The sequence below is a fragment of the Piscinibacter gummiphilus genome (genome assembly GCF_032681285.1).
Classification (GTDB): domain Bacteria; phylum Pseudomonadota; class Gammaproteobacteria; order Burkholderiales; family Burkholderiaceae_C; genus Rhizobacter; species Rhizobacter gummiphilus_A.
In genome coordinates, this window is the sequence record NZ_CP136336.1 from 2442392 (window position 1) to 2465701 (window position 23310).

Consider the following 23310-nt stretch of genomic DNA (forward strand, 5'->3'; position numbering starts at 1 on the left):
CTGGCCACCGTGAAACTGCTGCTTGTCGAAGACGACCCCACGCTGCGCACCCAGTTGCGCACCGGCCTGGAAGAGTCCGGCTACGTGGTCGACGAAGCCGGCGATGGCCGGCAGGCGCAGTTCCTCGGCGACACCGGGCACTATGCCGCCGTCGTGCTCGACCTCGGCCTGCCGCTGCTCGACGGGCTGAGCGTGCTCAAACGCTGGCGCGAGGCGGGGCGGGCGATGCCGGTGCTCATCCTCACCGCGCGCGACAACTGGAGCGAGAAGGTGGCCGGCATCGACGCCGGGGCCGACGATTACCTCACCAAGCCCTTCCACATGGAGGAGCTGCTCGCGCGCCTTCGCAGCCTGATCCGCCGTGCGGCGGGCCAGGCGTCGCCCGTCTTGCGCTGCGGCGAGCTCGCGCTCGACACCCGCAGCGGCAAGGTCACGCTCGGCGGCCATGCCGTCACGCTCACGAGCCACGAGTTCAAGCTGCTCGACTACCTCATGCATCGGCCCGGTGCCGTGGTGTCGCGCACCGAGCTGACCGAACACCTCTACGCCCAGGACTTCGACCGCGACTCCAACACCATCGAGGTCTTCGTCGGGCGCCTGCGCAAGAAGCTGCCGCCGGGGCTGATCGAGACCGTGCGCGGCCTGGGTTACCGGCTGGCGGTGCCGTGAGCGCGCGCGGCGGCTCACTGCGCCTGCGGCTGCTGGGCGCGACGCTTGCGACGCTCGTGCTGGCGCTCGTCGGCGCGCACTGGTGGCTCGCGGGGCTGTTCCGTGATCACGTGCAGCAGCAGTTCGACACCGCCTTGTCGCAGCAGCTCGACCAGCTCACCGCGCGCCTCGAGTTCGATGCCCGCGGCCAGCCCGTCATCGGCCCGCGCGGTATGAGCGATCCACGTTTCGAGAAACCGTATTCCGGCCTGTACTGGCAGGTGGAGCCCCTGCCGCTCGTGGCGGGCGACCGCCGCGCCGCCTTGCGCTCGCGCTCGCTGTGGGATGCCGAGCTGCAATTGCCCGACGATGCGCTGGCCGACGGCGCAATCCACCGGCATGAGTTGGCCGGCCCACGCGCGGAGCCGCTTCGCGCGGCGGAGCGCTCGGTGCAGGCCCAGCAGCCGGTCGGGTCGCGATGGCGCCTGATCGTGGCGGGCGACTTGCACGAGGCCTCGGCGGCCATCGGCCGCTTCAACGGCGTGCTGGCGGCCTCGCTCGTCGGCCTGGGCGTGCTGCTCGCACTCGCGGCATTGGCACAGGTGGCCGTGGGGCTCGCGCCGCTCAAGGCCATGCAGCGCGGGCTGCAGCGCGTGCGTGACGGCCGCGAGCAGCGGCTGGCGGGGCGCTATCCGGCCGAGGTGCAACCGCTCATCGACGACTTCAACGGCGTGCTCGATCGCAACGCCGAGGTGGTGGAGCGCGCACGCGCCCAGACGGGCAACCTCGCACACGCCTTGAAGACACCGCTGGCCATCCTCGGGCAGGCGGCGCGCGAGGCGCCGCCGTCGGACTTCAGCTCACTCGTGGGCGAGCAGGTCGGGCAGGCCGAGCGCCAGCTGCAGTGGCATCTCGCGCGCGCCCGCGCCGCGACCACCCAGCACGTGCCGGGCCAACGCACCGCGCTTGGGCCAGTGCTCGGCGGCCTGCTGCGCGCGATGGACAAGCTGCACGCGGATCGCCACCTCCATCTCGAAGCCGATGGTGTGCCACCCGATCTCGCCTTTGCCGGCGAGGAGCAAGACCTGCAGGAGATGCTCGGCAACCTGCTCGACAACGCCTGCCGCTGCGCGCGTGCCGCGGTCGTCGTGCGTGCCGTGCGCGACGGGCCGTGGCTGCAGATCGCGGTCGACGACGACGGCCCCGGCATCGCACCCGAGCGGCGCGCGGCGGTGCTGCAGCGTGGGGTTCGCGTCGACGAGAGCCAACCGGGCAGCGGCCTGGGCCTCGCGATCGTGGTCGACCTGGCGCGCGTCTACGGCGGCGACCTCACGCTCGGCGGGGCTCCCGCGGGGGGGCTGAGCGCGCGGCTCTCGCTGCCGGCGGCGGGGTGACTCAGAGCCCTGGCGCGTGCGCCACGTTGCAGTCGAACGGCAGCCACCGCGCCGCCAAGGCTTTCAGGCGCGCGGCATCGCCGGTGGTTTGCAGGTGCACTTGGCGAGGGCGGTCCGAGGTCGGCTTGGGCTCATGCAAGAGACGGGCGGCCTGGCGTGCGACGGCTTCGGCGGTGTCGACGAGCGTGACGCCGACGCCGAACGCCGCTTGGATCTGCGCGTGCACGAAGGGGTAGTGTGTGCAGCCGAGCACCACGGTGTCGACGTGCGCTTCCTTGAGTGGCGCGGTGAACTGGTCGATCAGCGCGAGCAGCGCCGGATCGTCGTGGATGCCCTTTTCGATCTGCCCGGCAAGGCCGGGGCAGGGCTGCAGGTGCACCGCGATGCCGGCCCCGTGGGCGCTCAAGAGGTGCTTGAACTTCTCGCTGCGCAGCGTGGCCGGCGTGGCCATCACGCCGATGTGGCCGTTGCGGGTGAGCGCGACGGCCGGCTTCACGCCGGGCTCGACTGCGACGATGGGCACCTTGGGCCAGCGCTCGCGCAGGCTGGCGACCGCGACCGCCGTGGCGGTGTTGCAGGCGATGACCAGCAAGCTCGCGCCTTCGGCAAGCAGGTGGCTTGCGATACGGTGGGTGCGCTGGCCAATGTAGTCGTCGCTGCGCTCGCCGTAGGGCGCGTGGGCCGAGTCGGCCACATACAGGAGATCGTGCGAGGGCAGCTCGGCGTGAAGCGCCTTCAGCACCGACAGGCCGCCTACCCCGGAATCGAACACGCCGACAAGTGGGGTCCGGGTGGGGTTCATGGGGCGCGCAGTCTAGCAGTGCGAGAGGAATGCACGTTTGCGGCGGCGCGAGATCGTGAGACAATCCAGAAAGCGAACGATCGTTCGTTTTTTCGTCTTCTGCCGGAAAAGCGAATCCCCCGTCTTCAATGTCTAGGAGATACGTGCGATGAAAGTGCTGGTAGCCGTCAAGCGAGTGGTGGACTACAACGTGAAGGTGCGTGTGAAGAGTGACGGCAGCGGTGTGGACATCGCCAACGTCAAGATGAGCATGAACCCCTTCGACGAGATTGCGGTGGAAGAAGCCGTGCGTCTGAAGGAAAAAGGCGTGGTCACCGAAGTGATCGCTGTGTCGGCCGGCCCGGCCCAGTGCCAGGAGACCCTGCGCACCGCGATGGCGATCGGCGCCGACCGCGGCATCCTGGTCGAGACCGATGCCGAACTCCAGCCGCTCGCCGTGGCGAAGCTCCTCAAGGCCCTGGTCGACAAGGAACAGCCCGGCCTGGTCATCCTCGGCAAGCAGGCCATCGACGACGACTGCAACCAGACCGGCCAGATGCTGGCCGCACTCGCCGACCTGCCGCAAGCCACCTTCGCCAGCAAGGTCGAGCTCGCCGCCGATTCCGCCACCGTCACCCGTGAAGTCGACGGCGGCCTGGAAACCCTGAAGCTCAGCCTGCCGGCCGTCGTCACCACCGACCTGCGCCTGAACGAGCCGCGCTACGTGACGCTGCCCAACATCATGAAGGCCAAGAAGAAGCCGCTGGAGACCGTCAAGCCCGACGCGCTCGGCGTCGACGTCGCCCCCCGCATCAAGACCCTGAAGGTTGCCGAGCCCCCCAAGCGCAGCGCCGGCATCAAGGTGCCCGACGTCGCCACGCTGGTCGACAAGCTCAAGAACGTCTCCAAGGTCCTCTGAGAACAGGCAAGGAACCCACAACATGACCACCCTCGTCATTGCTGAACACGACAACAAGACCGTCAAGGGCGCGACCCTGAACACCGTCACCGCCGCCGCTGCCATTGGCGGCGACGTGCACGTGCTCATCGCCGGCAACGCCGCCGCCGACGCCGCCAAGGCCGCGGCCCAGATCGCCGGCGTCGCCAAGGTGATCCACGCCGACGGCGCCCAGCTCGACCACGGCCTGGCCGAGAACATCGCGGCGCAGGTCTTGGCCATCGCCGGCCACTACAGCCACATCCTCTTCCCGGCGACTGCCAGCGGCAAGAACGTCGCCCCGCGCGTGGCCGCCAAGCTCGACGTCGGCCAGATCAGCGACATCACCAAGGTCGTCGCCCCCGACACCTTCGAACGCCCGATCTACGCCGGCAACGCCATTGCCACCGTGCAGAGCGCCGACAAGGTCAAGGTCATCACCGTGCGCACCACCGGCTTCGATGCCGCCGCCGCCACGGGGGGCAGCGCCCAGGTCGAAACCGCCGCCGCTGCCGCCGACTCCGGCAAGAGCAGCTTCCAGGGCAGCGAGATCGCCAAGAACGACCGCCCGGAGCTCACCGCCGCCAAGATCATCGTCTCCGGTGGTCGTGCGCTCGGCTCCAGCGAGAAGTTCGTCGAAGTGATGACCCCGCTGGCCGACAAGCTGGGCGCTGCCATCGGTGCGAGCCGCGCCGCGGTGGACGCGGGCTACGCCCCCAACGACCTGCAGGTCGGCCAGACCGGCAAGATCGTGGCGCCGCAGCTGTACATCGCCGCCGGCATCTCGGGGGCCATCCAGCACCTGGCCGGCATGAAGGACAGCAAGGTGATCGTGGCCATCAACAAAGACCCCGAGGCGCCGATCTTCAGCGTGGCTGACTACAGTCTCGAAGCCGACCTCTTCACCGCCGTGCCCGAGCTGGTGAAGGCGCTCTGAACCCAATACAACAACGACGACAGCAGGCCCGTTCGCCCCATCCAGGCTGACGGGCTTTTTCTTGCCTACATAGAAAAGTATCGAAGGAGATGCCATGAGCTACGTTGCCCCCGTGAAGGACATGCTGTTCTGCATGAAGGAGCTGGCCGGCCTGGAAGAAGTCGCGAAGCTGCCGGGCTTCGAAGAAGCCGGCCTGGAGACCGCACAAGCCGTGCTCGAAGAGTCGGCCAAGTTCAACCAGGACGTGCTGGCGCCGCTCAACTTCGAGGGGGACAAGAACCCGTCGTACTGGAAGGACGGCAAGGTCTTCACCACGCCGGGTTTCAAGGATGCGTTTCGCCAGCTGGGCGAAGGCGGCTGGCAGGGCTTGCAGCACCCGACCGACTTTGGCGGCCAGGGTCTGCCCAAGACCATCGGCGCGGCCTGCATCGAGATGCTTAACAGCGCCAACATGAGCTTCGCGCTGTGCCCGCTGCTCACCGATGGCGCGATCGAAGCGCTGCTCACCGCCGGCTCACCCGAGCTGCAGCAGACCTACCTGCCCAACATGATCTCGGGCAAGTGGACCGGCACGATGAACCTCACCGAGCCGCAGGCCGGCTCCGACCTGGCGCTCGTGCGCACGCGCGCCGAGCCGCAGCCCGACGGCACCTACAAGATCTTCGGCACCAAGATCTTCATCACCTACGGTGAGCACGACATGGCCGAGAACATCGTGCACCTCGTGCTGGCTCGCGTGACCGGCGCGCCGGAAGGCGTGAAGGGCATCAGCCTCTTCGTCGTGCCGAAGTTCATGGTGAATGCCGACGGCTCGCTCGGCGCGCGCAACGACGCGCATTGCGTGAGCATCGAGCACAAGATGGGCATCAAGGCGAGCCCGACGGCGGTCTTGCAGTTCGGCGACCACGGCGGCGCCGTCGGCTACCTCGTGGGCCAGGAGAACCGTGGCCTGGAGTACATGTTCATCATGATGAACGCGGCGCGCTACGCGGTGGGGATCCAAGGCATCGCCGTGGCCGAGCGCTCGTACCAGAAGGCGGTGCAGTACGCGAAGGATCGCGTGCAGTCGCGCCCGGTCGACGGCTCGATCAACAAGAGCGCACCCATCATTCACCACCCGGACGTGAAGCGCATGCTGATGACGATGCGCTCGCTGATCGAAGGGTGCCGCGCGATGGCCATCACCGCGGCTGCGGCCTACGACGCGGCCCACGCCCACCCCGATGCCGAGGTGCGCAAGCAAAACCAGGCCTTCTACGAATTCATGGTGCCACTGGTGAAGGGCTACAGCACCGAGATGAGCCTCGAAGTGACGAGCCTGGGCGTGCAGGTGCACGGCGGCATGGGCTTCATAGAGGAGACCGGCGCGGCGCAGTACTACCGCGACGCGAAGATCCTCACCATCTACGAAGGCACGACCGCCATCCAGGCGAACGACCTCGTGGGCCGCAAGACGGCGCGCGACGGCGGCCAGACGGCCAAGGCCATCGCCCAGCAGATCGCGAAGACCGAAGCCGAGCTCGCCAAGCGCGACAGCGTGGCGGCCCGTGCCGTGCAGAAGCGCCTGAGCGCGGCCCGCGTGGCCTTCGAGCAGGTGGTCGACTTCGTGGCCGGTGGCACCAAGGGCAACCCGAACGCGGTGTTCGCCGGCTCGGTGCCGTACCTGATGCTCGCTGGCAACGTGATGGCCGGCTGGCAACTCGGCCGCGCACTGCTGGTCGCCGAATCGCAGCTCAAGGCAGGCGAGGGCGATGCCGCCTTCCTGCGGGCCAAGGTGACGACGGCGCAGTTCTACGCCGAGCACATCCTGAGCCGCGTGCCGGGTCAGCGCGATGCGATCGTCGATGGCGCCGAGAGCGTCACCGCACTGGCCCTCGAATCCTTCTAAGAACCACGGAGACGCCCTTGGCACTGCCCCCCATCCTGCAGAACCTGCCGCTGCCCATCATCGGCTCGCCGCTCTTCATCATCAGCAACCCCAAGCTCGTGATCGAGCAGTGCAAGGCCGGTGTGGTCGGCTCGATGCCGGCGCTCAACGCACGGCCGGCCGAGCTGCTCGACGAGTGGCTGGCCGAGATCACGGAGACGCTTGCGGCCTACAACCGCGCCAACCCCGACAAGCCGGCTGCGCCCTTCGCCATCAACCAGATCGTGCACAAGAGCAACGACCGGCTCGAGCACGACATGGCGCTGTGCGCGAAGTACAAGGTGCCCATCGTCATCACCTCGCTCGGGGCGCGTGAAGACGTGAACCAGGCGGTGCACGGCTGGGGTGGCATCGTGCTGCACGACATCATCAACAACAGGTTCGCGCACAAGGCGATCGAGAAGGGCGCCGACGGCTTGATCGCCGTGGCGGCCGGTGCTGGCGGGCATGCGGGCGTGAAGAGCCCGTTCGCGCTGGTCCAGGAGATCCGCGAGTGGTTCGACGGCCCGCTGGCCTTGAGCGGCTCGATCGCCAACGGCGCAGCCGTGCTGGCCGCGCAGGCGATGGGCGCCGATTTCGCCTACATCGGCACGGCCTTCATCGCGACCGAAGAAGCGCGCGCCGACGAGCGCTACAAGCAGTCGATCGTCGACGGCACCTCCGACGACATCGTCTACAGCAACCTCTTCACCGGCGTGCACGGCAACTACCTGGCCCCGTCGATCCGCAATGCCGGCCTCGACCCCGACAACCTGCCGACCAGCGACGCCAGCGCCATGAGCTTCGGCTCCAACCGCGTGAAGCCGTGGAAGGACATCTGGGGATCGGGCCAGGGCATCGGCGCCGTCAAGAAGGTGCTGCCGGCGCGTGAACTGGTGCAGCGGCTGGCCAGCGAATACGCCGCTGCCCGCGAGCGGCTCGCTGCGATCGCCTGATCAGCCCGCGTCTGCCGACAGGCTGCAGTCGCAGCCCCGGCCCGCGGCGATCAGCCGCCGCGCGGCCCGGCCCAGCAACCGGGCCAGCCATTCCATCTTGACGTAACGCTGTGGCTCGCTCACGACGCCGCAGCGGTACACCCGTGCACTTTCCATCCACACGAGCGCCGCGCAAGCGCCGGTGCGGCGCCGGCTCACCAGCATGCCCACCGGGCAAGGCTCGGCCGCACAGCACACGCCGCAGCCATTGCAGGCCTCGCCCGGCGCCGGTTTCGGCGCAGCTTCGGGGTGCAGGTGGATGACGCGATGCATGCGGAATATGAATTTGTCCCTGTTTGCATCGTAAGAAGCGCTGGAGAGTCCAATGCGCCGAAGTGACAGTGCTTCCATGCCGGTGTTACAGTCGCGCCCAGACTTTTCAGGTCCTTCCCGTCCCCTTGATGCTTGTCAAGGCGGGTCGCAATCCGCCAGTCGGTTAAGCCGTGTCGCGGAAGGTTTATCAACCCACTACAGCCCCGGAAACCGGAGCGAAAGGTGAGCGAAATGATGCAGGAATACAGGTCGAACTCGTACCTGTTCGGAGGCAATGCGCCCTACGTCGAAGAGATGTACGAGGCCTACCTCGACAACCCGGGCTCCGTGCCCGACAACTGGCGTGCGTACTTCGACGCCCTCCAGAACGTTCCTGCGACCGACGGCACCGAGGCCCGCGACGTGGCCCACGCGCCGGTGGTCGAATCATTCGCTCAGCGCGCCAAGGCCAATGCCTTCGCCGTCAAGACGAGCAGCACCGAGCTGGCCGTCGCACGCAAGCAGGTCCACGTCCAGTCGCTGATCGCGGCCTACCGCTCGCTCGGCGCACGCTGGGCCGACCTGGACCCGCTCAAGCGGCAAGAGCGCCCCAAGATCCCCGAGCTGGAGCCGGCGTTCTACGACCTGAGCGAGTCCGACATGGACATCACGTTCAGCGCGACGAACACCTACTTCACCACCGCCGAGCAGCAGACGCTGCGCGAGATCCTGCAGGCGCTGCGTGAAACGTATTGCGGCTCCATCGGTGCCGAGTTCATGCACATCACCGAGCCGACCGAGAAGCGCTGGTGGCAGCAGAAGCTCGAGTCGATCCGCTCGAAGCCCAACTTCACGGCCGACGAGAAGAAGAACATCCTCGAGAAGCTCACGGCCGCCGAAGGCCTGGAGCGCTACCTCCACACCAAGTACGTCGGCCAGAAGCGCTTCTCGCTCGAAGGCGGCGAGAGCTTCATCGCCTCGATGGACGAGGTGGTGCAGCGCTCGGGCGTCAAGGGCGTGCAGGAGATCGTGATCGGCATGGCCCACCGCGGCCGCCTCAACGTGCTCGTGAACACGCTGGGCAAGATGCCCAAGGACTTGTTCGCCGAGTTCGACCACACCGCGCCGGAGAACCTGCCCTCGGGTGACGTGAAGTACCACCAGGGTTTCTCGAGCGACGTGTCGACCGACGGCGGCCCGGTGCACCTGAGCCTGTCGTTCAACCCCTCGCACCTGGAGATCGTGAACCCGGTCGTCGAGGGCTCGGTGAAGGCCCGCCTCGACCGCCGCGGCGACAAGGAAGGCGACACCGTGCTGCCCGTGCTCGTGCACGGCGACGCGGCCTTCGCCGGCCAGGGCGTGGTGATGGAGACGCTGGCGCTCGCCCAGACCCGCGGCTACTACACCGGCGGCACGCTGCACCTCGTCATCAACAACCAGATCGGCTTCACCACCAGCGACCCGCGCGACACGCGCTCCACGCTGTATTGCACCGACGTCGTCAAGATGATCGAGGCCCCGGTGCTGCACGTGAATGGCGACGACCCCGAGGCCGTGGTGCTGTGCACCCAGCTCGCGCTCGACTACCGCCAGGAGTTCAACAAGGACGTGGTGGTCGACATCGTTTGCTTCCGCAAGCTGGGCCACAACGAGCAGGACACCCCCTCGCTCACCCAGCCGCTGATGTACAAGAAGATCGGCCAGCACCCCGGCACCCGCAAGCTCTACGGCGACAAGCTCGTGGCCCAGGGCGTGCTGCCCGCCGAGGGCCCGGACGACATGGTCAAGGCCTATCGCGCCGCCATGGACGCCGGCAAGCACACCGTCGACCCTGTGCTGACCAACTACAAGAGCAAGTACGCCGTCGACTGGTCGCCCTTCCTCAACAAGAAGTGGACCGACTCGGCCGACACCGCGCTGCCGCTCACCGAAATCAAGCGTCTGGCCGAGCGCATCACCTCGATCCCGGTCAACTTCAAGCCGCACCCGCTGGTCGACAAGGTGCTCGCCGACCGCGCTGCCATGGGCCGTGGCGAGATCAACGTCGACTGGGGTATGGCCGAGCACTTCGCCTACGCCTCGCTCGTGGCCAGCGGCTACCCAGTGCGCCTCTCGGGCGAAGACTGCGGCCGCGGCACCTTTACCCACCGCCACGCCGTGCTGCACGACCAGAACCGCGAGAAGTGGGACGAAGGCACCTGGACGCCGCTGCAGCACATTGCCGACAACCAGGCCCCGTTCGTCGTCATCGACTCGCTGCTGTCCGAAGAGGCCGTGCTCGGCTTCGAATATGGCTACGCGAGCGCTGACCCCAACACGCTCGTGATTTGGGAGGCGCAGTTCGGTGACTTCGTGAACGGTGCGCAGGTCGTGATCGACCAGTTCATCGCCTCGGGCGAAGTGAAGTGGGGCCGTGCGAACGGCCTCGTGATGATGCTGCCGCACGGCTACGAGGGCCAGGGCCCAGAGCACTCGTCGGCACGCCTCGAGCGCTTCATGCAGCTCGCGGCCGACAACAACATGCAGATCGTGCAGCCGACCACGGCCAGCCAGATCTTCCACCTGCTGCGCCGGCAGATGGTGCGCATGTTCCGCAAGCCGCTCGTCATCATGACGCCCAAGTCGCTGCTGCGCGCCAAGGATGCGTCGTCGCCGCTCGCCGAGTTCACCAAGGGCGAGTTCCGCACCGTCATCGGGCCGAACCACCCCGAGATCGACCCGCAGAAGGTCAAGCGCGTGATCGCCTGCTCGGGCAAGGTTGCCTACGACCTGATGAAGCGTCGCGACGAGAAGAAGTCGTTCGACACGGTCATCCTGCGTGTGGAGCAGCTGTACCCGTTCCCGCACAAGGCGTTCGCGGCCGAGCTGAAGAAATTCCCGAACGCGACCGAAGTGGTGTGGGCACAAGACGAGCCGCAGAACCAGGGCGCCTGGTTCTTCGTGCAGCACTACATCCACGAGAACATGCTCGAAGGGCAGAAGCTCGGCTACGCCGGCCGCCCGGCCTCGGCCTCGCCGGCCGTGGGCTACTCGCACCTGCACCAGGAGCAGCTGAAGGCGCTGCTCGACCAGGCATTCGGCAAGCTCAAAGGTTTTGTCCTGACGAAGTGATGTTCACGAGAACGACGGCGGCCGCCCTGCGCCGCCGTCGTTTCGTGCGCTCGGCCGCGACAAGACGGCCACTCGCGCGGGGTGATGAACGACAGAAAGAATTGAAATGGCAATCGTAGAAGTCAAGGTTCCGCAGCTTTCCGAATCCGTCGCCGAAGCGACGCTGCTGCAGTGGAAGAAGAAGCCCGGCGAAGCCGTGGCCGTGGATGAAATCCTCATCGAGATCGAGACCGACAAGGTCGTGCTCGAAGTGCCGGCGCCGTCGGCTGGTGTGATGGGTGAGATCGTCAAGGGCGATGGTTCCAGCGTCGTGAGCGATGAAGTCATCGCCAAGATCGATACCGATGGCAAGGCCAGCGCGGCTGCGCCTGCTGCAGCTCCTGCTGCGGCGGCTGCGCCCGCTCCGGCGCCCGCCGCTGCGGCTCCGGCATCCGGTGGCAGCAAGAGCGATGTCGCCATGCCGGCCGCCGCCAAGCTGATGGCCGACAACAACCTCGCCGCCGGCTCCGTGCCGGGCACCGGCAAGGACGGCCGCGTGACCAAGGGCGACGTGCTCGGCGCCATCGCCGGCGGCGCGAAGCCGGCGGTGTCGGCGCCCGTCGCCGCGCCGGTGAACGCTGCGGTCGCCAAGCCGCTGCCGCCCGTGGCAGCCCCGGTGGCCATGAACCTCGGCGACCGCCCCGAGCAGCGCGTGCCGATGAGCCGCTTGCGCGCCCGGGTCGCCGAGCGCCTGGTGCAGTCGCAGTCGACCAACGCCATCCTGACCACGTTCAACGAAGTGAACATGGCCCCGGTGATGGAGATGCGCAAGAAGTTCCAGGAGAAGTTTGAGAAGGAGCACGGCGTGAAGCTGGGCTTCATGAGCTTCTTCGTGAAGGCCGCGGTGGCCGCGCTCAAGCGCTACCCGGTCGTCAACGCCTCGGTCGACGGCAACGACATCGTCTACCACGGCTACTTCGACATCGGCATCGCGGTGGGCTCGCCGCGTGGCCTGGTGGTGCCCATCCTGCGCAACGCCGACCAGATGACCTTCGCCGAGATCGAGAAGAAGATCGCCGAGTTCGGCAACAAGGCCAAGGAAGGCAAGCTGTCGCTCGAAGAGCTGACCGGCGGTACGTTCTCGATTTCCAACGGCGGCACCTTCGGCTCGATGCTGTCGACCCCGATCATCAACCCGCCGCAGTCGGCCATCCTCGGCGTGCATGCCACGAAGGACCGTGCTGTCGTCGAAAACGGCCAGATCGTCATCCGCCCGATGAACTACCTGGCGATGAGCTACGACCACCGCATCATCGACGGCCGTGAAGCCGTGCTGTCGCTCGTGGCGATGAAGGAAGCGCTGGAAGACCCGGCTCGCCTGCTGTTCGACATCTGAGGACACGACCATGAGCAAATCATTTGACGTGGTCGTCGTCGGTGGCGGCCCCGGCGGCTACATCGCCGCCATCCGCGCCGCGCAACTCGGCTTCAACGTCGCCTGCATCGACGACTGGAAGAACGGCAAGGGCGGCCCCGCACCGGGCGGCACTTGCACGAACGTGGGCTGCATCCCCTCGAAGGCCCTGCTGCAGTCGAGCGAGCACTTCGAGCATGCCGGCAAGCACTTTGCCGACCATGGCATCGGCCTGTCGGACCTGAAGATCGACGTTGCGAAGATGCTCGGCCGCAAGGACACCGTTGTGAAGCAAAACAACGACGGCATCCTGTACCTCTTCAAGAAGAACAAGGTCACGTTCTTCCACGGCCGTGGTTCGTTCGTGAAGGCGGCCGACGGCGGGTACGAGATCAAGGTGGCGGGTGCGGCTGAAGAGTCGGTCACGGCCAAGCATGTGATCGTCGCCACCGGCTCCAACCCGCGCGCGCTGCCGGGTGCGCCGTTCGACGAAGAGAACATCCTCTCCAACGACGGCGCACTGCGCATTCCGTCGGTGCCGAAGAAGCTGGGCCTGATCGGCGCCGGCGTCATCGGCCTCGAGATGGGCTCGGTGTGGCGCCGCCTCGGCTCGGAGGTGGTCGTGCTGGAAGCGCTGCCCACCTTCCTGGGCGCCGTCGACGAGCAGATCGCCAAGGAAGCCGCCAAGGCCTTCAACAAGCAGGGCCTGAAGATCGAGCTCGGCGTGAAGATCGGCGAAGTGAAGTCGGGCAAGAAGGGCGTCACGGTCGCGTATGCCAACGCCAAGGGCGAAGCGCAGACGCTGGAAGTCGACAAGCTCATTGTCTCGATCGGCCGTGTGCCCAACACGATTGGCCTCAACCCCGAGGCCGTGGGCCTGAAGCTCGACGAGCGTGGCGCCATCGTGGTCGACAACGACTGCAAGACCAACCTGCCCAACGTCTGGGCCATCGGCGACGTGGTGCGCGGCCCCATGCTCGCGCACAAGGCCGAGGAAGAGGGCGTGGCCGTGGCCGAGCGCATTGCCGGCCAGCATGGGCACGTGAACTTCAACACCATCCCGTGGGTGATCTACACCTCGCCCGAGATCGCGTGGGTGGGCCAGACCGAACAGCAGCTCAAGGCTGCGGGCCGTGCCTACAAGGCCGGCACCTTCCCGTTCACCGCCAACGGGCGTGCGCGCGCGCTTGGCGACACCACGGGCATGGTGAAGTTCCTGGCGGATGCGAAGACCGACGAGATCCTTGGCGTGCACATCGTGGGCCCGATGGCCTCCGAACTCATCTCGGAAGCCGTGGTGGCGATGGAGTTCAAGGCCTCGGCCGAAGACATCGCGCGAATCTGCCACGCTCACCCGAGCCTGAGCGAAGCCACCAAGGAAGCAGCGCTCGCGGTCGACAAGCGCACGCTGAACTTCTGACGGCGTGACCTTGGGAGTTCGAGCGCTCTACGAGCAGACGCTGGCCGAGCGGGGGTACAAGCCCGATCCGGCTCAGCTTCGCGCCATCGATGCGCTTGAACGCTGCGAGCGGGAGTGGGCCGATTACAAGTCCCGCCGCAGCAATGCGATCACCAAGCTGGTGGTGAAGCCGCCGATTCCGCGCGGTGTCTACATGTATGGCGGGGTGGGGCGGGGCAAGAGCTTCCTGATGGATTGCTTCTTCAACGCCGTGCCGCTGACCCGCAAGACGCGCCTGCACTTCCACGAGTTCATGCGCGAGGTGCACCGCGAGCTGGCCGAGCTGAAAGGCACGGTCAACCCGCTGCACGAGTTGGGCAAGCGCATCGCGCGCCGCTACCGCCTCATCTGCTTCGATGAGTTCCACGTTGCCGACGTGACCGACGCGATGATCCTGCACCGCCTGCTCGAATCGCTGTTCGAGCACCGCGTGAGCATCGTCACCACCTCCAACTTCGAGCCTGACGGGCTGTACCCGAACGGCCTGCACCGCGACCGCATCCTCCCAGCCATCGAACTGCTGAAGCAGAAAATGGAAGTGCTGAGTGTCGACAACGGCACCGACTACCGCCGCCGCACGCTGGAGCAGGTCAAGCTCTATCACACACCACTCGGGCCCGAGGCCGATGCCGCGATGAGCGAAGCCTTCACCCGGCTGGCCGAGAGCAAGGATGAACCTCCGGTGCTGCACATCGAGCACCGAGAGCTGCACGCACGTCGAAAGGCCGGGGGTGCGGTGTGGTTCGACTTCAAGCAGCTCTGCGGTGGCCCTCGCTCGCAGAACGACTACCTCGAACTTGCGACGCAGTTCCACACGGTGCTGCTGTCAGACGTGCCGCAGATGTCGCCACGGCTCGCCTCAGAAGCGCGGCGGTTCACCTGGCTGGTGGACGTGCTCTATGACCGGCGGGTGAAGCTCATCATGTCGGCCGAGGTGCCGCCTGAGCAGCTGTACACCGATGGCCCGCTCTCGCATGAGTTCCCGCGCACGGCGTCGCGGCTGAACGAGATGCAGTCGACCGAGTTCCTCTCGCTGGCCAAGCGTGACGTGGACACCTCGCTGACATGATGAAAGCCGCGGCGACCCTGCTGGCCGGTGTGCTGGGCGTGGCGGCGTTCAGCGTGCACGCTGCCACCCGCGAAGAACTCCGGCGCGAGCGCGAAGCCATCGAAGCCGAGCACGCTCGCCGTGCCGAAGCCTGCAAGTCGCAGTTCGTCGTCACGCCTTGCCTCGACAGGGTGCGCATCGAGAAACAGAAGGCCCTGAGCGGTGTGGCGGCGCAGGAAAACGCGCTCGATGCCGCCGAGCGTCAGGCGCGTGCCGACGCGCGCAGCAAGCGCTTGGCCGACAAGGCGGCGACGGTGGAAGGTGCCGCATCGGCTGCAGCGGCGACACCGTCTGAACCCAGTCCTGGGCCGGCGCCCCGCAAGACGCCCAAGCCGCGCCAGAAGAAGGCGGAAGTGCCTGACCGCAGCGCCCAGGAAGAAGCCAAGCGTGCCGATTTCGAGGCACGTCAGCGCGAGATCGAGGCCCATCGCCAGAAGGTCGAGGAGCGCAACGCCGAACGTGCCCGCAACAAGCCGGCGCCGCGGCCATTGCCGCCGCCGGCCAGCGCCAGCAGCCGCTGACGCGTCAGCTCAGCGGATCGAGGCGCACCAGCGCCAGCGACAGGTTGTCGCCCGATCCACGCGCCCGCTGCCGGGCCTTGCTCACCAGCATCTCGCTCGCTTCGCGCGGCGGAAGCGTGTGCACGATCGCACCGAGTTCCTTCGGCGTGAAGTAGTGCCACAACCCGTCGCTGCAGGCGAGCATGGTGTCGCCGATCTCCAGGCGGTCGATGTGGTGAAGGGTGAGCGGAGGGTCCTGGAAAGTGCCCAAACACCCCGTCAGCAGGTTGGACTGCGGGTGCGTGTTGGCCTCGTCTTCGGTGATCTGGCCTTCGTCGACCAGGCGCTGCACGAAGGAATGGTCGATGGTGCGGCGGACCATGTCAGGCCCACGGAAGTGGTACACGCGCGAGTCGCCCGCGTGGATCATGTCGCACTCGCGAGAAGGGCTGATCAGGAAGGCCGTGACCGTGCTGTGCGGCTCTTCCTCGGCGGTGATCGCGGTCAGCTTGATCATCAGGTGCGCTTCCAGCACCAGCTGCTTGAGCAGCTCGGACGGGTCGTCCTGGTTGGGGCTGTAGCGATCGAAGAGCTGTTTGGCGGTGAGGATCACCTGGTCGGCGGCCTTTCGGCCACCGCTCTTGCCACCCATGCCGTCGGCCAGCACTGCGAGCGCGCAGCCGGGCACTCGATGGTGAGGCAGGATCTCGACCTGGTCTTGCTGGTAGGCGCGGTCTCCGCGGTGAATGCCGGTGGCCGCAGACAGGCGATAGCCAGGAGGTGTGCTCATGGGCGAAAACTATAATCGCTTCCGCCTCGCTGCCCTCATCGCGCTTTCATGGATGACAACCTGCATTCCCCACAGCGCCGATTGATCGAGTTGCGCATGGAACACGCCGACCTCGATTCGCTGATCGACGAAGTCGGCGTGGGTCGGCCCGACGAGCTGGCCCTGCGCCGGCTGAAGAAGCGGCGGCTCGTCCTTCGCGACCAGATCTCCAAGCTCGAAGCCCAGCTGGAACCCCCAGAGCCGGCATGAGCATCCTTCGCGATCACGTGGCGCAAGCCTTTGCGTCCGGCGGGCCTTTGGCCGAAGCGGATGAGCGCTATGTGGAGCGTGAAGTCCAGCAACACATGGCCTACGCCGTGGCCGATGCGATCGACGAGCAGCGAGCCCTGGTGGCCGAAGCCGGCACGGGGGTGGGCAAGACCTTCGCGTACCTCGTTCCCACGCTGCTGTCGGGCAAGCGCGCCCTCGTCAGCACCGCGACCAAGAGTCTGCAGGACCAGCTCTTCCTGCGCGATTTGCCGCGTTTGCGCGATGCCTTGCAACTGCCGGTCTCGCTTGCGCTGCTGAAAGGCCGGGCGAGCTACCTCTGTCTGCATCGGATGAAGCAGGCGCATCAGTCGGCCCAGCTGCCCGACCGCTGGGCCGTGCGCACGCTCGCCAAGATCGAGGCGTGGGCGCAGGGCACGCAGAGCGGCGACCTGGCTGAACTCGAGGGGCTGGATGAGCGGTCCAGCGTGATCCCGCTCGTCACCTCGTCGCGCGAGAACTGCCTCGGCAGCGAGTGCGCCGACTACCGCCAATGCCATGTGATGAAGGCCCGCCGCGAGGCAATGGCGGCCGACCTGGTGGTCGTCAATCACCACCTTTTCTTTGCCGACATGGCGCTGCGCGACAGCGGCGTGGCCGAGTTGCTGCCGAGTGTGGAAGTGGCGGTGTTCGACGAGGCCCACCAGCTGGCCGAGGCCGGCGTGCAGTTCCTCGGCGTGACGCTGGGCAGCGCGCAGGTGATCGACTTCGCCCGTGACATGCTGGCCGCGGGCCTGCAGCTCGCCCGTGGCCTCATGCCCTGGCAGGACCTGTCGGCGGCCTGCGATCGGGCGGCCCGCGAACTGCGGCTCGCCGCGGTGGGGCCGCTGCGCGAGGTGCGGGGCAGTTTCAAGCTGCGCTGGGACGAGCGGTCCACGCGAGACGAGTTCATCGCGTGCATCGGTGCGGTGGCGCAGGCGTGCCTGGCCGCCGCAGAAGCCCTGGACACGGTCGACGAGCTCGCGCCCGACTTCACGAAGCTCGCCGAACGAGCCCGCGCGCTCGCGAGCCACGCCGAGCGCTTCCGCCATGACGCCGTGCCCGGGCATGTGCGCTGGATCGACCTGTCGCCGCATCAGGCGCGGCTGGTCGAGTCGCCGCTCGACATCCGCGAAGCGCTGCGCGAGCAGATGGACGCGGCATCCAAGGCCTGGATCTTCACCTCGGCGACGCTCGGCGACGACGAGCGCCTGAGCTGGTTCACCGAGTCGGCGGGGCTAGATGACGCCACGGTGCTGCGCGTCGGCAGCCCGTTCGACTATGCCGCTCACGCGAGGCTCTACGTGCCGACGCGGTTTCCCAAACCCAACGAGCCGGCGCACCCTGCGGAAGTGGCCGCGCTGGCGGCACGTTTCGCTCGGGCGCTGGGCGGGCGGACCTTCGTGCTCACGACCACGCTGCGGGCGCTGCAGGCCATCGGGGATCGCCTGCGAGAATCTTTCGAGGCCGAAGGCGATTCGATCCAGGTCCTTCAGCAGGGCGATGCACCCAAGCGCCAGCTGCTCCAGCAGTTCCTCAACCAGCCGCGCTCGGTGCTGGTCGGGTCGCAGAGCTTCTGGGAAGGCATCGACGTGCCCGGCGAGGCCTTGCAGTGCGTGCTGATCGACAAGCTGCCGTTCCCGCCGCCCAACGACCCGCTGGTGGAAGCCCGCGTGAAGCGGCTCGAGAGCGAGGGCCGGAACCCCTTCGCCGATTACTTCATCGCCGAAGCTGCGGTCTCGTTGAAGCAGGGGGCAGGGCGCCTCATCCGCAGCGAGACCGATCGCGGCTTGCTGGTCGTTTGCGACCCGCGCATGGCCGGCATGAACTACGGCAAGCGCTTGCGCGAGGCCTTGCCGCCGATGACGCGAGTGATGAGCGAGGAAGAAGCGCTCGCGTGGCTGAACGATCTGTCGGCAGCCGCGCTGCCGTTCTGAGCCTTACTTCGTGGCCGGGGCCGGCAGCGTCGCGATGAAGCCGCTGGTCGGGAAGTTCTTGCGCAGGATGCGGTTGGCGTCGTCGCGCAACTGCGTCATGCCGAGCTTGTCGTAGCTCTGCACCATGAGCGCGAGCGCCTCTTCGGCGGCGGGTGCCTGCTGGAACTCCTGCAGCGTCTGCTGCGCCCGGTTGACCGCGGCGAGGTAGGCGCCGCGGCGGTAGTAGTAGCGTGCCACGTGTACTTCGTAGGCGGCGAGCGAGTTCACGATGTAGCGCATGCGGACCTGCGCGTCCGGCGTGTATTTCGAGCGCGGGAATTGCTCGGTGAGCTGCTTGAACGACTGGTACGAGTCGCGTGAAGCCTGCTGGTCGCGCTCGGACAGATCCTGATTCGCCAGGCTGCCGAAGATGCCCAGGTTGTCGTTGAAGTTGATCACGCCCTGCAGGTACAGCGCGTAGTCCATGGCGGGGCTCGTCGGGTGCAGCTTGATGAAGCGCTCGACGATGGCCAGCGCCTGGGCCTTGTCGCCGGTGCGAAAGCTCATGTAGGCTCGCTCGAGCTGTGCCTGCTGCGACAGCAGCGTGCCGGCCGCGCGGCCTTCGAGGCGCTCGTAAAGCTTGAGCGCACGCTCGTAGTTGCCGGCAGAGGCTTCCTCGCGCGCCTCTGAATACAATTTCTCCACGCTCATGCCGGCGGTTTCGTCCTTCGGGATCGAGTCGCAGGCCGACAGCAGCAGCGACACCACGGCCAGCGACAAGGCTTTCGACGCGCGGCGAGTCCAGCGGATCCGATTCATCAACGACATGGCGCCGCCGCGGCAGCGCTTCGAGTGGAAAGCGCAGAGTATATGGTTCGCCCCCCGCTGCCGGACGCGGTGCCCCTGCCGGCAGAACAGCAGGAGGAAGACGACGCGCCGGAGCGTCGCACGAGCACGGTGCCGGCCGAGTTGCACGGCACGCGTCTCGACAAGATGCTCGTCACGATGGCCGAGGAGTTCTCGCGCAACCATCTTCAGCACCTCATCGATGCAGGCCATGTGTGGGTGGATGGTGTGGGAGCCAAGAGCGCTTCGCGCAAGGTGCTGGCGGGGCAGCGCATCGAGGTCGATCTGGTCCCGACGGCAGAAAGCCGCGCGTTCAAGGCAGAGCCGATCGCCTTGCCCATCGTGTTCGAAGACGACTACCTGATGGTGATCGACAAACCCGCGGGCCTGGTGGTGCACCCGGCTGCAGGCAACTGGTCGGGCACCTTGCTCAACGGCCTGTTGGCCCATCACCCCGGCGCTGCGGCACTGCCTCGTGCCGGCATCGTGCACCGCCTCGACAAGGACACCTCGGGCCTGATGGTGGTCGGCAAGACATTGCCGGCGGTCACCGCGCTCATGCGGGCGATCGCCGGACGCGAGGTGCAGCGTGAATACCTCGCGTTGATCCATGGCCGCCTGGCCGAGGAGTTCCTGCACATCGACCGGCCCCTCGCACGCGACCCGCAATCGCGTGTGCGCATGGCCATCGTGCCTGGGGGCAAGCCCGCCCAGACGGATGTTGCGCGGCTGGCGGTCGCAGAGACGGCAGACGGCCCCGTGACCGCGGTGCGGTGCAAGTTGCACACTGGCCGCACGCACCAGATTCGCGTCCACCTCGCGTCGCGCGGGCACCCGCTGCTGGCCGATGTCATGTACGGCGGGCGTTCAGTGCTCGGGTTGCAGCGGCAGGCCCTGCACGCTCAGCGACTCGCGTTCGAACACCCTGGCACTGCCGAAACGGTGGCTTTCGAGGCCGCCTTGCATGCCGACATGGCGCTCGCGTGGCAACAGGTCGTACCCGGTCGTGGCGGCATCTGACGAGCTTCTATACAATGCGGGCACTTTCCCCAGGGTAACGAGCGTTCGACGCGCCGCGCACAGCGCCCACCTGCGGAAATGATCGCGCCGGAAGGGGCGCGACCCCTGGTTCACCGCGATGAGCGGTGTGAACTTCAAGGCCAAACACTCAGCAGCCATCGACGTGGGCCCGCCGCTTTGCCGGCAGCCTTGGGCGGGAAGCCGCTGTGAGAGAGTCCCGGTGCTGGAGACGAGTCCGGCGATCCCCGACTGAGGATGTAGACGACATCTATGAACACACAGGATGCGAAGCGCGTCCTCGAAACCGCGCTCATCTGTGCGCAGCAGCCCTTGCCCCTGAAGGACATGCGCACCCTGTTCGCCGAGGAACTGGGCCCCGACAGCCTGCGCGCCCTGCTCGATGAGCTGACGCGCGATTGGGAAGGGCGTGGTGTCGAACTGGTCGCGCTGTCCACCGGGTGGCGCTTTCAAAGCCGGCCCGAGATGCGCGACTACCTCGATCGGCTGAACCCCGAGAAGCCGCCGAAGTATTCGCGAGCCGTGATGGAGACTTTGGCGATCATTGCCTACCGCCAGCCGGTGACCCGCGGTGACATCGAAGACATTCGCGGCGTCACCGTGAGCAGCCAGATCGTCAAGCAGCTCGAAGATCGTGGCTGGATCGACGCGATCGGCTACCGCGAGGCGCCCGGCCGGCCGGCGCTCTACGCCACCACCAAACAATTTCTCGATGATCTCGGGCTCGCCAGCCTGGAGCAGCTGCCGATGCTCGAGGGTGGCGGTGCCACTCCAGCAGTAGCGCTGGCCGAAGCGTTGCCCGACCAGGGGTCGCTGCTGGAGGATTCCGCCCAGGCCGTGTTGAGCCTGGACGAAGACGCAACGGCCGTGATTGAACCCGTTGGCGACGAGGCAGCAGATGCACCGGTCGAAGCTGACGATGCCACTGCGTCAGAGGGCGGCGAAGCGCTGCTTCCCGAGGCCGAAGTGACCACCGATGAAGCGCAGGTCGGCCACGAGCCGGCCGAGCAACTTCCTCCCGATCAAACCGAGACCGAGACGGCAGCGCCGTCCGATGACTCCGAATTTCCTTCCGAACCCGCGGCAAAGACCGTCCCGATGGACCCCCAAGCATGAATCAGCCCGACGACGACACCCCGGTTGACGTGAGCTCTGCATCGACCGATGCGGCGCCTGCCGAGGCCAAGCCTGTGCGGCGTCGCCGCACGGCCAAGGCCGACGCGGCACCTCCCGCCGAAGAAGCCCCGGTCGAGAGGGAAGGCGCGGCGCTTGAAGCCGCACCCAAGCCCGCGCGCAAGCGCCGCACGACGGCCAAGGCCGACGCTGCGGAAGCGCCCGTGGCCGCGGAGGCCGCAACGCAAGAGGTCGCGCCTCGCGAGCCGGGTGAGGCACCTGCGCTTGTGCGGCCGGAGCCCAGCGAACCGGCCCCGGTGTCCGAAGGTTCGGCGTCGGCCGAGGGTGGCGACGCCGCACAGGCTGCCGACACCGCCGAGGGTGACGACCGGCCGCGTTCTTCGCGCAACCGTCGCCGCAACCGCAAGGATCGCCAACGCGAACGCGAAGGCGCACCCGACCCGGCAGTGGCGGCTCAGACCGTCGCCAGCCAGGCCGGTGAGGTGTTTGCGCAGGTGCTGGCGGGAGACTTCGACGTCGAGGCGCCTGTCGCCGAGGAGGGCGCCGAGCCGACCGAAGAGGGCGACGAAGCCGCGGCCGAACACAAGCGCGTGCTGGCCGCCGAGCCTGACGCGCCCAAGCTGCACAAGGTGCTGGCGCAGTCGGGCATCGGCTCACGCCGCGACATGGAGCAGCTGATCGAAGACGGCCACGTGACCGTCAACGACCAGCCGGCGCATGTGGGCCAGCGTGTGTCGTTCGGCGACCAGGTGAAGATCAAAGGCAAGCCGGTGCGCATCCGCATCGTGCCGCCACCGGCTCGCATCATTGCGTACCACAAGCCCGTCGGCGAGGTCGTCACGCACGACGACCCGGAAGGGCGCCCGACGGTGTTTCGCCGTCTGCCGCGTCTGCAGCAGGGCAAGTGGCAGTCGGTGGGGCGTCTGGACCTCAACACCGAAGGCCTGTTGCTCTTCACCACCTCGGGCGAGCTGGCCAATCAGCTCATGCACCCGCGATTCGGGGTCGAGCGTGAATACGCCGTGCGCGTGCTGGGCACCTTGACCGAGGACGACAAGGAAGAGTTGCTCAACGGGGTGAACATCGAAGGCCAGATGGCCAGCTTCAAGTCCATCCAGGATGGGGGCGGTGAAGGCGCCAACCACTGGTATCGCGTCGTCATCACCGAAGGCCGCAACCGCGAAGTGCGCAAGCTCTTCGACGAAGTGGGCTTGACCGTCAGCCGCCTGATCCGCATTCGCTACGGCACCGTCGTGCTGCCGCGCGGCCTCAAGCGGGGCGTGTGGGTCGACCTCGATGAGAACGACGTGCGCGCGATCCGCCGTCTGGCCAGTGGCAACAACCCCGGCCAGCAGCAGGGCGACCGCGGTGGCCACGGCCAGCAGCAGAACAACCAGAAGCGCGGCAACCGCAACGATCGCAACGACCGCGGCAACCGGCAGGACCGCGGCCCGCGCGGCGGCCAGCAGCAGCCCGTCCCGGCGCAGGCGCGCGAGAGCAACCATGACGACCAGGATCGCGATGACGATCTTGACTTCGATCCCAGCAAGATTCCCAACCCGCTGGAGCAGACCTTCGACAAGCGCTTCGTGCAGAAGCCGCGCGGCCCGGTGGGCGGCGGGGGCTTTGGTCGAGGCGGCGGAGGTTTCGGGGCGGGGGGAAGCGGCCCGCAGCGCCCGCAGGGCGGGGGCAACAACAAGAAGGGTGGGCCGCGTGAGCCCGATCCGCTGCAGACGTCGGTCGGCTACATCGGCGCCGATGCCTTCCACCGCAAGAACCGCGGTGGCCGGGGCAAGGGTGGGGGCGGTGGTGGCGGCTTCGGTGGCGGCGGCGGTGGTGGTGGCTTCGGCGGAAACCGCCGCGGCGGCCGCTGAACGCTT

General features: G+C 67.3%; 20 protein-coding genes. 16 read left to right on the plus strand and 4 right to left on the minus strand.

What is annotated here, in order from left to right; all coding sequences use genetic code 11:
* Window positions 1-9 precede the first annotated feature (9 nt).
* Both RXV79_RS11460 and RXV79_RS11465 read left to right on the plus strand, forming a co-directional pair.
* Entirely contained in the window at window positions 10-669 is a 660-nt protein-coding gene (locus tag RXV79_RS11460) for a response regulator transcription factor (protein ID WP_316703549.1), read from the plus strand.
* Complete coding sequence (locus RXV79_RS11465) at window positions 666-2042, plus strand: sensor histidine kinase (protein WP_316703550.1); 1377 nt, start codon at window positions 666-668, stop codon at window positions 2040-2042. The genes RXV79_RS11460 and RXV79_RS11465 overlap by 4 nt, the downstream gene beginning before the upstream one ends.
* Before the next feature lies 1 nt (window position 2043).
* On the opposite strand, the gene murI is transcribed toward RXV79_RS11465, so the two are convergent.
* Entirely contained in the window at window positions 2044-2844 is an 801-nt protein-coding gene (murI, locus tag RXV79_RS11470) for a glutamate racemase (RefSeq protein WP_316703551.1), read from the minus strand.
* A 148-nt stretch (window positions 2845-2992) separates the two neighbouring features.
* Between murI and RXV79_RS11475 the strand changes: the two genes are divergently transcribed.
* The 4 genes from RXV79_RS11475 to RXV79_RS11490 all read left to right on the plus strand — a co-directional run bounded on the left by RXV79_RS11475 (window position 2993) and on the right by RXV79_RS11490 (window position 7559).
* A complete protein-coding gene (locus RXV79_RS11475; protein WP_316700265.1) occupies window positions 2993-3742 on the plus strand; it encodes an electron transfer flavoprotein subunit beta/FixA family protein in 750 nt (249 codons plus the stop codon).
* Between the two features lie 22 nt (window positions 3743-3764).
* Window positions 3765-4697: an electron transfer flavoprotein subunit alpha/FixB family protein gene (locus tag RXV79_RS11480; protein WP_316703552.1), complete on the plus strand. Its 933-nt coding sequence runs from the start codon at window positions 3765-3767 to the stop codon at window positions 4695-4697.
* Window positions 4698-4791: 94 nt separating this feature from the next.
* Complete coding sequence (locus RXV79_RS11485) at window positions 4792-6585, plus strand: acyl-CoA dehydrogenase (protein WP_316703553.1); 1794 nt, start codon at window positions 4792-4794, stop codon at window positions 6583-6585.
* A 17-nt stretch (window positions 6586-6602) separates the two neighbouring features.
* Window positions 6603-7559, plus strand: coding sequence for an NAD(P)H-dependent flavin oxidoreductase (locus tag RXV79_RS11490; RefSeq protein ID WP_316703554.1), 957 nt, complete (start codon window positions 6603-6605; stop codon window positions 7557-7559).
* On the opposite strand, the gene RXV79_RS11495 is transcribed toward RXV79_RS11490, so the two are convergent.
* Entirely contained in the window at window positions 7560-7871 is a 312-nt protein-coding gene (locus RXV79_RS11495; RefSeq protein ID WP_316703555.1) for a hypothetical protein, read from the minus strand.
* Window positions 7872-8102: 231 nt separating this feature from the next.
* On the opposite strand from RXV79_RS11495, the gene RXV79_RS11500 reads away from it, so the two are divergent.
* From RXV79_RS11500 to RXV79_RS11520, 5 genes are all read left to right on the plus strand, one after another.
* Entirely contained in the window at window positions 8103-10961 is a 2859-nt protein-coding gene (locus RXV79_RS11500) for a 2-oxoglutarate dehydrogenase E1 component (protein ID WP_316704089.1), read from the plus strand.
* A gap of 106 nt (window positions 10962-11067) precedes the next feature.
* Window positions 11068-12336 (plus strand): 2-oxoglutarate dehydrogenase complex dihydrolipoyllysine-residue succinyltransferase, encoded by a 1269-nt coding sequence (gene odhB, locus RXV79_RS11505; RefSeq protein ID WP_316703556.1) that lies wholly within the window; start codon window positions 11068-11070, stop codon window positions 12334-12336.
* A 10-nt stretch (window positions 12337-12346) separates the two neighbouring features.
* Window positions 12347-13774 (plus strand): dihydrolipoyl dehydrogenase, encoded by a 1428-nt coding sequence (lpdA, locus tag RXV79_RS11510; protein ID WP_316703557.1) that lies wholly within the window; start codon window positions 12347-12349, stop codon window positions 13772-13774.
* 10 nt (window positions 13775-13784) lie between these two features.
* Entirely contained in the window at window positions 13785-14882 is a 1098-nt protein-coding gene (gene zapE / locus RXV79_RS11515) for a cell division protein ZapE (RefSeq protein WP_316703558.1), read from the plus strand.
* A complete protein-coding gene (locus RXV79_RS11520) occupies window positions 14879-15442 on the plus strand; it encodes a hypothetical protein (protein WP_316703559.1) in 564 nt (187 codons plus the stop codon). The genes zapE and RXV79_RS11520 overlap by 4 nt, the downstream gene beginning before the upstream one ends.
* A 4-nt stretch (window positions 15443-15446) precedes the next feature.
* Here the strand turns inward: RXV79_RS11520 and RXV79_RS11525 are convergent, their stop codons facing one another.
* On the minus strand, window positions 15447-16211 hold the full coding sequence (locus tag RXV79_RS11525; protein WP_296719547.1) for a PP2C family protein-serine/threonine phosphatase: 765 nt from the start codon (window positions 16209-16211) through the stop codon (window positions 15447-15449).
* A gap of 48 nt (window positions 16212-16259) precedes the next feature.
* On the opposite strand from RXV79_RS11525, the gene RXV79_RS11530 reads away from it, so the two are divergent.
* Together RXV79_RS11530 and RXV79_RS11535 are read left to right on the plus strand one after the other, a co-directional pair.
* Window positions 16260-16460, plus strand: a complete 201-nt coding sequence (locus tag RXV79_RS11530; RefSeq protein ID WP_316703560.1) for a YdcH family protein — start codon at window positions 16260-16262, stop codon at window positions 16458-16460.
* Window positions 16457-18433 (plus strand): DNA repair helicase YoaA, encoded by a 1977-nt coding sequence (locus RXV79_RS11535; protein WP_316703561.1) that lies wholly within the window; start codon window positions 16457-16459, stop codon window positions 18431-18433. Before RXV79_RS11530 ends, RXV79_RS11535 begins: the two co-directional genes overlap by 4 nt.
* A 3-nt stretch (window positions 18434-18436) precedes the next feature.
* Here the strand turns inward: RXV79_RS11535 and RXV79_RS11540 are convergent, their stop codons facing one another.
* The gene (locus tag RXV79_RS11540; RefSeq protein WP_316703562.1) at window positions 18437-19231 is read right to left on the minus strand and encodes an outer membrane protein assembly factor BamD; all 795 of its coding nucleotides are present in this window, start codon (window positions 19229-19231) and stop codon (window positions 18437-18439) included.
* A gap of 51 nt (window positions 19232-19282) precedes the next feature.
* On the opposite strand from RXV79_RS11540, the gene RXV79_RS11545 reads away from it, so the two are divergent.
* The 3 genes from RXV79_RS11545 (at window position 19283) to RXV79_RS11555 (ending at window position 23304) form a co-directional block, all read left to right on the plus strand.
* A complete protein-coding gene (locus tag RXV79_RS11545; protein ID WP_316703563.1) occupies window positions 19283-20278 on the plus strand; it encodes an RluA family pseudouridine synthase in 996 nt (331 codons plus the stop codon).
* Between the two features lie 270 nt (window positions 20279-20548).
* Window positions 20549-21412 carry an SMC-Scp complex subunit ScpB gene (gene scpB / locus RXV79_RS11550; protein WP_316703564.1) on the plus strand — a complete coding sequence of 288 codons (864 nt, stop codon included), beginning with the start codon at window positions 20549-20551 and terminating at the stop codon, window positions 21410-21412.
* A complete protein-coding gene (locus RXV79_RS11555; protein ID WP_316703565.1) occupies window positions 21409-23304 on the plus strand; it encodes a pseudouridine synthase in 1896 nt (631 codons plus the stop codon). The genes scpB and RXV79_RS11555 overlap by 4 nt, the downstream gene beginning before the upstream one ends.
* The last annotated feature ends 6 nt before the right edge of the window (window positions 23305-23310 follow it).

Excerpts from the sequence above, each read along its gene's own strand:
- murI (WP_316703551.1), bottom strand. The coding sequence starts at position 2,844 with ATGAACCCCACCCGGACCCCACTTGTCGGCGTGTTCGATTCCGGGGTA.
- RXV79_RS11475 (WP_316700265.1), top strand. The coding sequence starts at position 2,993 with ATGAAAGTGCTGGTAGCCGTCAAGCGAGTGGTGGACTACAACGTGAAG.
- RXV79_RS11480 (WP_316703552.1), top strand. The coding sequence starts at position 3,765 with ATGACCACCCTCGTCATTGCTGAACACGACAACAAGACCGTCAAGGGC.
- RXV79_RS11485 (WP_316703553.1), top strand. The coding sequence starts at position 4,792 with ATGAGCTACGTTGCCCCCGTGAAGGACATGCTGTTCTGCATGAAGGAG.
- RXV79_RS11495 (WP_316703555.1), bottom strand. The coding sequence starts at position 7,871 with ATGCATCGCGTCATCCACCTGCACCCCGAAGCTGCGCCGAAACCGGCG.
- RXV79_RS11500 (WP_316704089.1), top strand. The coding sequence starts at position 8,103 with ATGATGCAGGAATACAGGTCGAACTCGTACCTGTTCGGAGGCAATGCG.
- odhB (WP_316703556.1), top strand. The coding sequence starts at position 11,068 with ATGGCAATCGTAGAAGTCAAGGTTCCGCAGCTTTCCGAATCCGTCGCC.
- lpdA (WP_316703557.1), top strand. The coding sequence starts at position 12,347 with ATGAGCAAATCATTTGACGTGGTCGTCGTCGGTGGCGGCCCCGGCGGC.
- RXV79_RS11520 (WP_316703559.1), top strand. The coding sequence starts at position 14,879 with ATGATGAAAGCCGCGGCGACCCTGCTGGCCGGTGTGCTGGGCGTGGCG.
- RXV79_RS11525 (WP_296719547.1), bottom strand. The coding sequence starts at position 16,211 with ATGAGCACACCTCCTGGCTATCGCCTGTCTGCGGCCACCGGCATTCAC.
- RXV79_RS11530 (WP_316703560.1), top strand. The coding sequence starts at position 16,260 with ATGGATGACAACCTGCATTCCCCACAGCGCCGATTGATCGAGTTGCGC.
- RXV79_RS11535 (WP_316703561.1), top strand. The coding sequence starts at position 16,457 with ATGAGCATCCTTCGCGATCACGTGGCGCAAGCCTTTGCGTCCGGCGGG.
- RXV79_RS11540 (WP_316703562.1), bottom strand. The coding sequence starts at position 19,231 with ATGAATCGGATCCGCTGGACTCGCCGCGCGTCGAAAGCCTTGTCGCTG.
- RXV79_RS11545 (WP_316703563.1), top strand. The coding sequence starts at position 19,283 with ATGGTTCGCCCCCCGCTGCCGGACGCGGTGCCCCTGCCGGCAGAACAG.
- scpB (WP_316703564.1), top strand. The coding sequence starts at position 20,549 with ATGAACACACAGGATGCGAAGCGCGTCCTCGAAACCGCGCTCATCTGT.
- RXV79_RS11555 (WP_316703565.1), top strand. The coding sequence starts at position 21,409 with ATGAATCAGCCCGACGACGACACCCCGGTTGACGTGAGCTCTGCATCG.